Source organism: Rhizorhabdus sp. GW822-FHT03C02, assembly GCF_058801765.1.
The window spans coordinates 712,544-725,179 of the sequence record NZ_JBXANN010000001.1; the positions used below are offsets into that span (position 1 = coordinate 712,544).

Below are 12,636 nucleotides of genomic sequence, written 5' to 3' on the forward strand. Positions count from 1 at the left end.
CAAAATCGGTTGGTGGATATTATGGCAAAAGTTTCATTGGATGGCGGAATTGACCGCCTAAGGCGTATTCATGACGAGGTCCGCGAGATATATCTGTCGGACGGCAGGCCGTGGGTTGTCGGATATTCCGGCGGTAAGGATTCCACGACCGCGCTCCAGCTGATCTGGACCGCGATTGCCGCGCTGCCCCGGGAGCAGCGGACCAAGCAGATTTACGTCATCAGTTCCGATACGTTAGTAGAGACCCCGGTAGTCTCGCACTACATTGATGTCTCACTCGCACGGATCGCAAAGGCTGCCATCGAGCAGGACATGCCGATCGTGACGCACAAGGTTGTTCCGGAAGTCGATAAAAGCTTCTGGGTGAACATGATCGGCCGCGGCTATCCGGCGCCGTCCCGGCGGTTCCGCTGGTGCACCGAACGTCTCAAGATCGAACCGGCTAATGACTTCATCCGCAGTCGTGTCGCGGAGTTCGGTGAGGTCGTGATGGTACTTGGTGTGCGCCGGCAGGAATCGGCAACGCGCGCCCAGGTGATGTCGCTACACAAGATCGAGGGATCGCGCCTGTCACGGCATTCCTCGCTGCTCAACGCCTATGTCTATCCGCCGATTGCCGAATTTTCAACCGACGATGTCTGGACTTACCTGTTGCAGAACCAGTCTCCTTGGGGAAACGATAATCGCGACCTGGTGGCCATGTATCGAAACGCCGCTTCGGGTGAGTGCCCGCTCGTGGTGGACACATCGACTCCGTCCTGCGGCAACTCGCGCTTCGGCTGTTGGGTCTGCACCGTGGTTGAGCGTGACAAGGCGATGGAGGCGATGATCGATTCCGGTGAGGAGTGGCTGACCCCGCTGCTCGACTATCGCGACAAGCTCGCCGCGACGCAGGAGCCATCGGCCAAGCTCAAATATCGCGACTATCGCCGCCGTACCGGGAAGGTGTCTTTCATCGGCGACACCGACCGCGTGATGCCCGGGCCCTATACCATGGATTTTCGTCGCGAGCTGCTCCGCGGACTACTGGAGACCCAGCGGCAGGTGGCTGAGGAGGCGCCCGCCGGCGAGGCACCGATCTTGATCCATCCGGCCGAGCTCCATGAGATCCGCCGGTTGTGGCGCATCGAAAATGGTGACTGGTCTGACTCGGTGCCCCGGATCGTTCGCGAGACGCTCGGTAAGGACGCGGGCTTCGTCGAGCCCAATTGGGTTTTCGAGGACGCGGTCGCGTTCACAGCGGACGATGGCGAACTGCTCAACTCGATCTGCGCAGAAAACGACGTTCCCACGGAGTTGGTGATGCGCCTGCTGGATATCGAGCGCGCATCGCACGGTCTCAAGCGGCGCCACGCAGTGCACACCCGGATCGAGGAAGCCTTCAAGCTGGAGTGGCGCGATCTCGACCTTCTGGTCGCCGAGCGCCGCCGGAACCTCGGCACGCTCGACCATCCCGCGGATAACGATACGGACATTGATCTGCTCATCGATGAGTTGGAACTGCCCTTTGATGGCGAGGAGGAACCGAAATGATCCTTCGCACCATCGAGATTGAAAACTTCGGTCTCTACGCCGGTCATCAGGTCCTGGACCTGGTTCCACGTAAGCAGCTGGGGAGGGAGACCCCGGTGATTTTATTTGGCGGGCGCAACGGCGCTGGCAAGACGACGCTGCTCGAAGCCGTGCGTTTGGCACTCTATGGGCGGCGCGCCCTCGGGCACCGCGTCGGTCAGACCGAATATGAGAACCACTTGCGTTCGCGGATGCACATGGGAGCTGGCGGGAACATCGCCGGATCCACGTCGGTCGGACTCGAGTTCGATTACGCCGAAGGCGGCATCGTCCAGCGCTACCGTGTCGTCCGCCGGTGGACAGCTAAGGGCGCGAAGGCCATCGAGACGCTGATTCTCGAGAAGGACGGTCGGCCGGTCGAGAGCGTTCCGCGCGAAGAGTGGCACCACTTCCTTCAAGAGCTGATCCCGCCGGGCGTCTCGCAACTCTTCTTTTTCGACGGAGAGAAAATAGCGGAAATCGCCAACGACGACGTCGATGACGGCCTTGCTGAGGCTGTCCGCGGCCTGCTCGGTATCGAGCTGGTCGGTCGTCTGCGGACCGACCTCGGGCTTTTCATGGCTCGCCGCGGTAAGCGCGAGGACGCGGCGACGGCGACTAAGCTCGAAGCCATTGTAAGGGAGGAGGCGCAGCTCGGCGAGCGGATCGCCGATCTTCAGGAACTCGTCGCTGAACTGACGTCGCGGCGATCGGGCCACGCCCGTCTTGCCGCGAATGTAAAGCAGAGGTTTACCGCCGAAGGCGGAGACGCTGCCAACCAGCGCGCCACGCTCGAGGCGTCGGCAAGCGAGTTGAAGCATCAGCTCGCGCGGCGCGAGAGCGAATTACGCGATCTCGCCGGCGGTCTTCTCCCTTTCGCGATGGCGCCGAAGCTCATCGCGAGGGCTTCGGAAGAACTGTCCCGTTCTCGCGGTGGTACCGGAGCGGAAGCCGCGGCTCTTCGTGAACGGCTGCGGGCATGGCGTGGTACCGGCAACCCGCCGCGATCTGTGCCTTGGAAGGATAACCACTGGCGCGATCTGGAGGCCTTCCTCTCGGCCGACGCGATCGCGCCGATCGACCAGACCGAAGGCCCGATGGATCGGATCGAGGCGGGCGAGCGCAAAGCGCTGCTCTCTCAGCTCCGTGAGGTCCGTGAGACGACCGTCGCGAAGTCAGCGCTGGTCGCATCCGAACTCGATCGGCTTACCGGGCGGTTGCGCGAAGTAGAAGCCAACTTGGTCCGTGCATCCGGCCACGCTGCCGGCGTGATCCTTGATGAGTTAACGCTTGCCGAGCAGCAGGTCGGTGCGATCGAAGCCGAGCTTCGCGCCCGCGCCGAAGAACTGAAGGGCTTGGAATATCGGCGCGCCAGTTTGAAGCGTGAACGCGAGCGCCTGCTAAAGACCCAGGCGGACGCCGAAGCGGCCGAGGGTAGTGCAGCTATGGCGGGACGTATTGGTCAGGCGCTGCAGCAATATGAGGAGCGCCTCCTCGAAACCAAATTGTCTCGGCTCCAGTCGGAGTTTGTACGCTGTTTCAACCATCTAGCCCGTAAAGAAGGATTTGTCGCCGACGTACGGATCGACAACGCGACGTTCGGGACTACGTTGATCGATCGCGACGGAAATGAGATCTCCAAGTCCGCGCTATCGGCAGGCGAAAAGCAGGTCTACGCGATTGCGATGCTGTGGGCTCTCGCCCGTACCAGCGGTCGGGCGCTGCCCATGATTATCGATACGCCACTTGCACGGCTGGACTCGGTGCATAGGACGGCACTGGTCGAGCGCTATTTTCCGGAGGCCAGCCACCAGGTGATCGTGCTCTCGACCGATACCGAGGTTGACGACGGACTGCTCAAGAAGCTGATGCCCGCCGTCAGTCACACTTACCGGCTCGATTACGATCCCGAACGGCGCTCGACCACGGCGGTGCCCGGCTACTTCGACGATGAGGAGGCCGCCGATGCGATTTACCAAGCTTAGAATCTCGGCGGATGCGTCGAGCCGCTTACGGTCTTTGCGGCAGCGGACAGGGCTGACGCCGAACCTGCTCTGCCGCATGGCCATCATGCTGTCGCTTGAGGAAGGGCCGGTGGGGCCTGGAACGCTCACCGACGAGGGCACCCAGGAATTCAACGCCTATACGTTGACGGGCGACTATCACAGCTTGATCGCCGCTATGCTCCGCTTGGTCGAAGAAGGTGACGAGGGCACCAGTCTGTCCGAAGAGGAGCAGGTCGCCCGTCTTCGCGCTCACATCCACCGCGGCGTTGCCACCCTTGCCGTCCGAGCTAAGGGGCCGGCTGACATCGCCCGGTTGGCGCTGGCTGCATGATCGCGTCGGTGCGCGATCCGATTTATCTTGACCACAACGCGACGACGCCGACGGATCGCCGCGTCGTCGACGCTATGTTACCCTTCTTCACGGAGGTCTTCGGTAACGCGTCCAGCGTCGAGCACATCCATGGCAATCGCGCGCAGGTTGCGGTGACGAAGGCGCGTGCACAGGTCGCCGCGCATCTGGGGGCGCGTGAGAACGACATCGTCTTCACCGGAAGCTGCACCGAGGCGAGTAACATTGCGATTCTCGGCGCGGCGCGCGCTCGGCCGGACCGGCGTCACCTGATCACTTCCGCGATTGAGCATCCCGCTGTCTTGGAGCCGTTCCGTCAACTCGAACGTGAGGGCTTCGAGCTGACGATACTACCGGTGGACGAGGATGCCCGCGTTGATCCTGCTGCGCTTGAGCAGGCAATGAGAGATGACACGGGACTGGTCTCGATTATGGCCGCGAACAACGAAGTCGGTACGATACAGCCATTGGCCATGCTCGGCGAGATTGCCGAGAAGCATGGCGCACTGTTCCATACGGATCTTGCCCAGCTGCTCGCTCACCAAAAGATCGATGTCCAGGCCGCTCATATCCACCTCGCCAGCGTTTCTGGTCATAAGGCCTACGGCCCAAAGGGCATCGGCGCGCTTTATGCTCGCTCACGCTCACCTCGTGCTAGGATAGAGCCGACGATATTTGGGGGCGGTCAGGAACGCGGACTGCGCTCCGGTACACTTGCTGTACCGCTGATCGTGGGGTTGGGTGAGGCACTTGAGCTGGCTGGCCGCGAGGCGCATCGCGAATCCGTCCGATTGAGGGCGATGTGTACGGCATTCTCCAACAAGGTTATTGCGGGGCTAGATGGCGTTTCCGTTAATGGACATCCGACAGAACGAATTCCAGGCAATATTTCCTTATCTATCACGGGCGTCGAGCCCCTAGCGCTGATGCATCGTCTAAATGCAGTTGCGAGCTTTTCGGCCTCTAGCGCTTGCGCGACCGACAAGATCGAGACCAGTCATGTTCTGCTAGCCATGTTTGGAGACTGCTCTCGGGCGCGTCAGGCGTTTCGCGTGTCGCCCGGTCGTTTTACCAGCGAAGAAGAACTTGCCGGCTTCTCCGAGATTCTGATTGATGCGGTTGGTGAATTGCGGCGGTTTGCAGCATAGCCTCATAGAAGTGCCCCGGCAGTTACCCGCCGAGGCATCGTTTTATCAGTTTTGAGCACTTATTCCGCTGCGTTGAGCGACGCGTTCATCAGAATATTTTCTGCCTTCTCGAATAGGCCTTCGTATACCGACCGCTGCTTACCCACTGTCGCAGGGCTTTTGCCGAGTTTCTCATACTCTTCGATAAGTCGGCCTACGAGGTCAGGACCAGACTGATGGAAGAACTCTTCGGGCAGCTGTCGCCATTGCACTTTGCCATCGCTGAAATCGAGCAGCGCGCGGTGCGCGGCAAGCAGCGGAAAGAGTAGTCCCTTATCGACACGATACTTCGATTCCGTGCCCGTTAGCGGCAACGTAATCGGCCGTGCTTCGATACCCCGGCGGCGACCAGCCTTCGATCCCTTGCCGTTCACCTCAAGATTGTACACCTCGTAGGCGGGTTCGAAGTTCGCGTAGACGTGGTCGTGGAGCCGTAGAATGTCTTCTAGCACGGGTTCCAGCAAGCGATAGCCCGGCGCCATCTCATCACTGAGCAGCCGCTTGTCCCCGCTACCCTTGCTCGAAAAAGCTGCTGTCGGCTGGCCACGGCGGCGGTTCTCGCGGTTGCTGTAGCTAGGATGGAAGAGCGTCATGAGGCTGATCAGGTCGAGGACCGACCAAGGGGCGGATGCATTCTCCTCCCAGCCGATCTTACCCCGGAAAGGCCCACCGGTGCGATCTATGTGCTTCTTCAACCAGTCGAACCCGCCGCGAAAATCGTTAAGCGACCATTCCTTAACCTGCACACTACGGTTGCGGCCTTGCACTAGCTTCGCGACGCGGTCGTGCTCATTTAGACCGACCACCACGTCCACATTGAACCGGGCGAGGTTGAGACTTTCGGTCAGCAAAGCGTCTTTGGTGTCAGCCGCCTCTTTTCGTACCTTCGCGATAACTGCGTTAGACGTAGCACCATCAGCGATGCCGTGAATGCTATCATCTGTCAGGCTAATCTCGAGCATACCACGCTCGGGGTCGAATTTCACCCGATCCGCCAACAGGAAGCCACCACGGTTGGCGAGCCAAAAATCTTGCGGTTCGTCACGAAGCGTTTGTTCGATGTCTTTGGCCACCTTGCTGCTGAGGCACGATTCGTCGTGGCTTCGCGGATTTACCTTGTCCGGGATCAACTCGGCCGGCCAATGCTGAGCGGTGGGGCTAATCCGGTAGACGTCATACTCGCCCAGGCCGTCTTTGACGGTGATACGACGGAGATCATCTTTGGAGTGGGGAAAACGCAGTGTGGTCGGTGCAAAGACCGTCGTTTTAGACTCGCTCATGGCGCAGCCATCCTTTCATACGCGGGTGTAGACAACCCGGCTTGTTTCTCGTCCTGTCACCGGTCCTTTAAAGCCGCGCCGGGGCGCGTGCTGGAGTCCATCCGATGAAGGCCTATTAAGCATCGTGGCCACGGTAAAATTGTCAATCGATTAAAAATTTCGGCAGAAATTTTTATATATAATTGAATTTTATGAATAATTTAAAAAAATCTATGATGTGATGTTAAATAATCGAGCCGAATCGGCCTCCACGCGCTGCGCTAGTACATATTCTGCGTTAGTTGCGCAGTGAGTGACCGGCTTAGGCGTAATCATGAGCCGATGCTGCCTAGCCAGTGGAGCAGACGGCTGATCACGGCTGCGCCGTCTTGCCCCTTCCATAACGCGCGGAAGGACGCACCCCAGCGGTTAACGAAGTCGACGAAGGAGACGTGCTTAACGATTTCAGCCCCTGCCTGTTTGAGCGCGCCTTCAACTAAGGTCTTGCGAGCATCGTCAAGCTGCCCAAGCCGCCTTTTGGCTTCGAGTACTGCGCTTTGAAGCATTGCTCGCGCCCCATTTCGCTGCATCTCGACTGCATTCACAATTGCTTGATCGGCATTGAATCCTGGCGCTTGTGCGGCGTCCTCGGCGGCGCTCGTGGCGGTCACGAGAATGTTCACGGCAGCGTTCTCCATGATTGCCGTCGTTTCGCGCAGCCCCTCAACAACCGCCCGACCAGCGTGTAGCCGTTCGAGCAATTCGGCGCGTCCCGCGGGACCGAGCCGTGCGGTATCAAGCTTGCGCAGCAGCGGGTCGTGCTGCGCGTAGACATTGAATTGCTCGACGAGGTCGCTCAGTAACTCGCCAGTCCGCTCGGGCAGCGGCAGCGTGTCTGGGTTAGCGCTGGTGCGTGCTCGGATATCGGCGTCGTTCAATCGACGCAATGTGTTACCATGAGACCATATGATGTGGCCGCTCGCCGCGGCCGGATCGTTGCCGAGTGACGCCGCAAACTGGTCCAGTGACTGCCTAACATGGGCCGCGCGGTTATTCGTCGCGGGCGCCGTCTGCTGGAGGTTTGTGCACTTGACGCGAAGTATTTGGTGCAGATCACGCAGGACGGTGCTGATCATCCGCGTCTGATCTGGGTTGAGCAGCGCGATCGGCTCAGTGCCTGTGGCCTGGAATTCGGGCCCGACTGGTGTGGCCATAGGCAAGGCATTTGGATCGAAGGCCATCAACTCGTAGACCGCCGAGGCTGCCGCAACATTATGAAGGTCATGCTCCTGAGCCGTTTTTTCGCCAATGAAGTCCAGTTCGCCGCGGAGCTTTCGCAGATAGCTGGCGATCGCGTCTTCGCTTGGCCAGTTCTCGGGATGATCGAACTGCACCGGATCGAACAGCGCGCGCGCTAGGATTCGCGAGTCGGCATCATCGTCGAGCATGACAAGCATCTGGTCACGCAGCTCCTGTCGTGCCTCGGATGATTCCCAAAGTGTCTTCAGCGCGGGATTGATGGCCTGAACGTCGATTTTCTCGAACAGCTTCATTTCGGATCGCGGCATGCCATTCTCAAAAGAGCTGCGGTCGAGCGCCTCGCCTTTGCGTGAGAAAAACCAGAGCCCGTCGTTTGAAAGGAACCAGAGAGGCTGCCAGCCATTGCTGGCCCGCTCGGGAAAGAAAGGCCTTACATAGTCGAAAAACTGGCGGGCAATCAGTTTGGAATGGAGTAAATCGCTTACGAGGCTTCCGCGCTGGGCGAGATCGATCGCAGCAATTACGCATACTGGCTTAAAAAAGCGCGCGGCAGGCGCTCGGCTGCGGCGGATTGACCGGATCAAAGCGTTCCAGTCCTTGCGTTGCTGAACCACGTTAGCTCCCGCTCAAATGGATATTTCAGCCAATGATCAGCTGCGCGGTCTGCCGATAGGCGGTAGACCTAGCGCGGTTTCGACTGCGCGCCGGATATCCGAGCGCCCGGCGCCCGAGGCATTGTGAAATTGAATAGCCGAAAAGTCGATGTTGCCGGCAGCGGACAAACGCATGGTGAAGGCCGCGACGCTGATATCGCGGGCTTCGAGCATCGGTCTCGCGAGTCTGCGCAAGATATCAAGTAGGGCTTGGACACCAACCGTCTTGGTGATGAACGATCCCGTCGACGCTTTCGACCAGAACACCGCTTCACACGCGATCAGATAGTTCAGCGCGATCGCGTAGATGACGGCATCCTTCTGTTGCAGATAAAGGTCTCGCAACGGCGAGCGATCCGCGCGCAAACCGACTATCGCCGAGCGCGGTTTACGTCGATCCTTGAGCAGGCTGGCAGTATCGGACTTGGGGTTGGTCGTAAATAACCGCATGATTCCTTCGACGATAACTGCGGTCGACACCTTCCATCGCCCGGCTCCGACGATCTTCTGCAGGGCCTCGTCACGCACCGGTGCGATGATGATACGGCCGTTCAAAGGAGACTTATCGTCGACCGCCAGGCGCCTGGTAAAATAAACAGCGAGCTTGTCAGGACTCCAATAGGACTCATCCTCCTCCTCGATATTATAACCGAACATCTCATAGGTCAGACTCTTGTCGACCGGCTTTTGGTTCGAGTTGATCGTCGCGAATAGCTGTGCCTGATACGGCCGCGGCAGGTCAAGGAACACGGCGCAGATGAGTTGCATGTCGAGTCGTCGCGGCATAGCTTCGACGAACGAGAACAGGCGATGCTGTCCGTCAATTACCGACACCAGCTTGCGCGCGCTGGGAATGATGAGAATATGACAGCCGTCCTCGCGCTCCTCGACGCGCCACAACTCCTCTGCCAGGGTCACTGGCTTGTCCTCGCTTTCCTCATCGGGATCGCCGACCTCCTCGATAAGCCCGGTATCCTTGGCTTGGTTAGCGGCGACGATGATCGAATTCGGGAAGGCTGCATCCTCGCGATCTATATAAGCGGCGATCGGCTTCAGCCGCTTGGGGTCGCGCAGTCTCTGGGTGCCATGGAGCCGGTAGCTCTGTTCCTCTTCAGACCAGGTTGCGCTCAGCGCATCGCTATATGCTACCTCGATTAACACCCGCGCGGGAAGCGTTGTGATATAATAGGTGCCAAGCGGCTGATCGACCCTGAGCGCTTTCGCCTCAATCGGAAAAATCATATCGAGTCCTCAGTGGTTGAGACCGGCGAGATCGGTCTCGCCGGAGAGCGTGGCGTCCAGAGCCTTACCGCCGACGGCGGCATCGGGCGACTGCCGATATGAAGCCGAAAGGCCATTGGCTGCGCACCAAATCCACAAGCTGACGCAGCTCAGGACGACACCAAGCGCTATGCCGAAGCCGTCTGGAATGTCGCGATCGGTGGTCGGAAACAGGAGCAGCAGGAAAATCAGCGCGGTGCTGACGGCAGCTCCGCGATGCGCCTTGATTTCATCCTCGAACACCATCTGTAGCGATGTTGCCCCAATGATAGCCGGGAAAAAGCTCGCGACAGCAATGCGCAGTGGTCTCAGTAATTCGGGCTCAGGCGTGCCAAGTAGCAATGCTTTGACTAGGTTGTAGATTTCGAACCAGACACCGAGACCACCGAACACGACCACGCCAATCCAGAATGCCATCTGAAATGGCGCATGCTTGAACCCCTCACGGGCTCGGCGATGGAGTTCGCGCAGGAGGTCACCAATTGGTCTTACGTTGTCCAATGACATCCTCCCCAGATCTTCGATTGTCGCCGATTGTGTTGCACTCGGCACAAAATCGGACAGTTAGGCAACATGAATTAGATTGGACGGCTCTATTTTGCAGAAAAAGAGCCGCTGCAAAGCGATGTGAGTGGTCGACGGGCGCCGTCGGCTTGTCGAAACATTTTGTAAACGGATTTACTTAGAATATATTAATAAATCTGTAGTTTGATGTGGAAGTTTATCACGGAAATCATGAAATCCGAGAAGTAATTAATAAATAATTTTATTCATGACATCTGGAATGGCATCGCAAGTATGGTATTAAGTTTTCGCAAAAGATATTTCTTAGCCGGAGGCGGGTGTCGTTGATTTTTCATTATAGAATTAAATAATTTATAAGGTTATTAGCTACAGAAGGGGTTTGGCTTAGGTGGAAGGGCTGGTCTTGTTGATGTCCTCCGCTCACTCCCCCTCAAACCCCCGCAAATCCCGCTCCAACCCCACCTCCAGCTTCGCCTTCGTGCTCCCGGCCGCAAACGCCGCGCAGGCCGGGCTGTCGATCGCCGCGCACGCCGCCACCTTCGCGCCTCCGGGGCGGTCGGTCCAGATGCTCGCGCCCTCGACGAACGCATAATGCAGTCCGCTGCGCGCCATCGCCTTGAGTTCGGGATAGGTCAGGCCCTGTTCGGTCACCGCGCGCTGATATTCGTTGGTCATGTCCGATCGCGACACGCCTTCGTCGTCGGTCGACAGCACCACCGGCACCCCCGCCGCGCGGTATAGCGCCAGCGGGTGCGCCTTGCCCTTCACGCCCAGGATCACGGCATTGCTGGTCAGGTTGATCTCCACCGCGATCCGCTTCGCGGCCATCCGCTTGAGCAGGGCAGGGGCGTCGGCCTCATAGGCGATGTCCACGCCGTGCCCGATCCGGTTCGCGCCGGCGATGTCGACCGCCTGCTCGATATGCGATTGCAGGTCGCGCGGCGGCACCATCCCCAGGCTCAGCTCGCCGGCGTGCAGCGAGAGCTTCACTTTGGGGTGGAGTTTGTGCAGATGCTCGAACATCTTCATGTGCAGCGCATAATCGCGCACCGGCACCGGCTCATGCTCGGGCGCGACGATGTTGACCCCGACGAAGCGCGGATCGGCCTCGGCCAGCGCCATCCCCATCGCCAGCGCCGCATAGACCAGCACCGGATTCTGGTTGCGCAACGCCGATACCTGGTACCGCACCGTCACGCCGCATCCCGGGCCGGGCTTCGCGCTCTTGCACCCGTTGATCGCTGCCGCCTCGGCCTCATAGCCGTCGAAATCGGCACGCCCCTTCGCCACCGCCTTGGGCAGCAGGTCGGCGAGGATCGCATCGAGCTTCGCGAAGTCGGTGCCGTCGCCGCCTTCCTTGGTGATGGTCGGGGCGATCTCGCGGATCGCGCCGGGCAGGGTGATCAGCTCGACATAGGACACATGGTCGTACGACGCCTGCTCCAGGGTCGCCGCGATCGTCTTGCCGTTATGCCCGCGCATCGGCCCGAAACTGTCGAAGCTGAAGAAGAAGCGGTCGTAACCGGGCAGCACCGGATCGCCGACCCCCTGCTCGAACCCGCGGGTCGAAAGCTGGTCGATCACCCGGCTGTACCGCGGATAGGTCGCGGTGCTCGCCAGCCCCTCCACCGGCACCCGGTCCTTGGCGTCGCACGGCGGCGCGACCAGCCGGTTGCTGTTGGTGTCGACGCAGATCTTGTCCTCGGCCGCCCACGCGATCCAGTCCTCGGCATAGATCGCGCCGCCCATATGATTGTGCAGGTCGCCGCCCTTCGGCATCGCCTGCAGAAACATGCGCAGCTTCGCGCCGTCGCCCTTGATCGCCTCCATCCGCGCGGCGGTGCGGGCCTCGGGGGAGAGCGCCGACGTCGGCGCCCTGGCATAAACCGGCGCGGCGATCATAGCCGCCGCGACCATCAACATTCCCCGAACCCGCATCGTCATTCCCCCGATCGCAACCGTCTTCTTCTTACCCTCTCCCCTTGTGGGAGAGGGCAGGGAGAGGGGCTTCCTCTTCCTTTTCTGCTCCATTCACCGAACGCAGCAAAAGAACGAAGACCCTCATCCAACCTTCTCCCGCAGGCGGGAGAAGGTTCAAGATTCCATCGAAACTGGCCCATGTTCTTCGCAGGTGCAACATCGAAACCCTTGAAACCTCCGCGACGATGCCGCAGCAGTGCGCGATGACCAGCAGCACCCCTAGCAACGCGGGCGACAGCCCGGGCGATCCGTCCTTCGTCGTGGCCCTCGCCGCCAGCATGGGCATCGATCTCCCCGCCTCGATCATCGACGGCGTCGCCGCCAATGTCGCCTTGCTGCGCGAGCATGCCGCGCGATTCGAGGATTTCGTGCCGCCCGCCGATGGGGATGCAGCATGAGGGTGCAGCACGCTGCCATGCCCGTCGCCCCGGCGGAGGCCGGGGCCGCCCAAGTTTGTGTGAAAACGCTGTCGCAAGAGCCGTGTGCGGCCCCGGCCTCCGCCGGGGCGACGAGATATGGCACTTTCGTCACCCCGGACCTGTTCCGGGGGCCACCGTGCAGCAAGCGATGGCAGCGCGGGAGGAT

The 12,636-nt window shown here is 59.9% G+C and carries 10 protein-coding genes; 5 read left to right on the forward strand and 5 right to left on the reverse strand.

Going from position 1 to position 12,636, the window contains the following annotated elements; all coding sequences use genetic code 11:
• Nucleotides 1-21: 21 nt before the first annotated feature.
• Genes dndC through AC1RM6_RS03220 form a run of 4 tightly spaced genes read left to right on the forward strand, consistent with a single transcriptional unit; the run spans nt 22 to nt 5,054 of the window.
• Nucleotides 22-1,533 carry a DNA phosphorothioation system sulfurtransferase DndC gene (gene dndC / locus AC1RM6_RS03205; protein WP_493098151.1) on the forward strand — a complete coding sequence of 504 codons (1,512 nt, stop codon included), beginning with the start codon at nt 22-24 and terminating at the stop codon, nt 1,531-1,533.
• The gene (gene dndD, locus AC1RM6_RS03210) at nt 1,530-3,536 is read left to right on the forward strand and encodes a DNA sulfur modification protein DndD (protein ID WP_493098152.1); all 2,007 of its coding nucleotides are present in this window, start codon (nt 1,530-1,532) and stop codon (nt 3,534-3,536) included. The genes dndC and dndD overlap by 4 nt, the downstream gene beginning before the upstream one ends.
• Complete coding sequence (dndE, locus tag AC1RM6_RS03215) at nt 3,517-3,888, forward strand: DNA sulfur modification protein DndE (RefSeq protein WP_493098153.1); 372 nt, start codon at nt 3,517-3,519, stop codon at nt 3,886-3,888. The genes dndD and dndE overlap by 20 nt, the downstream gene beginning before the upstream one ends.
• On the forward strand, nt 3,885-5,054 hold the full coding sequence (locus AC1RM6_RS03220) for a cysteine desulfurase family protein (protein ID WP_493098154.1): 1,170 nt from the start codon (nt 3,885-3,887) through the stop codon (nt 5,052-5,054). The genes dndE and AC1RM6_RS03220 overlap by 4 nt, the downstream gene beginning before the upstream one ends.
• A gap of 59 nt (nt 5,055-5,113) precedes the next feature.
• Here the strand turns inward: AC1RM6_RS03220 and AC1RM6_RS03225 are convergent, their stop codons facing one another.
• The 5 genes from AC1RM6_RS03225 to AC1RM6_RS03245 form a co-directional block, all read right to left on the reverse strand.
• A complete protein-coding gene (locus AC1RM6_RS03225) occupies nt 5,114-6,373 on the reverse strand; it encodes an AIPR family protein (protein WP_493098155.1) in 1,260 nt (419 codons plus the stop codon).
• A 311-nt stretch (nt 6,374-6,684) separates the two neighbouring features.
• The gene (locus AC1RM6_RS03230; protein ID WP_493098156.1) at nt 6,685-8,226 is read right to left on the reverse strand and encodes a hypothetical protein; all 1,542 of its coding nucleotides are present in this window, start codon (nt 8,224-8,226) and stop codon (nt 6,685-6,687) included.
• A 36-nt stretch (nt 8,227-8,262) separates the two neighbouring features.
• Nucleotides 8,263-9,507: a DGQHR domain-containing protein gene (locus AC1RM6_RS03235; RefSeq protein ID WP_493098157.1), complete on the reverse strand. Its 1,245-nt coding sequence runs from the start codon at nt 9,505-9,507 to the stop codon at nt 8,263-8,265.
• A gap of 9 nt (nt 9,508-9,516) precedes the next feature.
• Nucleotides 9,517-10,053, reverse strand: a complete 537-nt coding sequence (locus tag AC1RM6_RS03240) for a hypothetical protein (RefSeq protein ID WP_493098158.1) — start codon at nt 10,051-10,053, stop codon at nt 9,517-9,519.
• Nucleotides 10,054-10,491: 438 nt separating this feature from the next.
• Nucleotides 10,492-11,988, reverse strand: a complete 1,497-nt coding sequence (locus tag AC1RM6_RS03245) for an adenosine deaminase family protein (RefSeq protein WP_493098159.1) — start codon at nt 11,986-11,988, stop codon at nt 10,492-10,494.
• Nucleotides 11,989-12,254: 266 nt separating this feature from the next.
• Here AC1RM6_RS03245 and AC1RM6_RS03250 point away from each other — a divergent pair, with 266 nt between their 5' ends.
• On the forward strand, nt 12,255-12,449 hold the full coding sequence (locus tag AC1RM6_RS03250) for a hypothetical protein (RefSeq protein WP_493098160.1): 195 nt from the start codon (nt 12,255-12,257) through the stop codon (nt 12,447-12,449).
• Nucleotides 12,450-12,636: the final 187 nt, after the last annotated feature.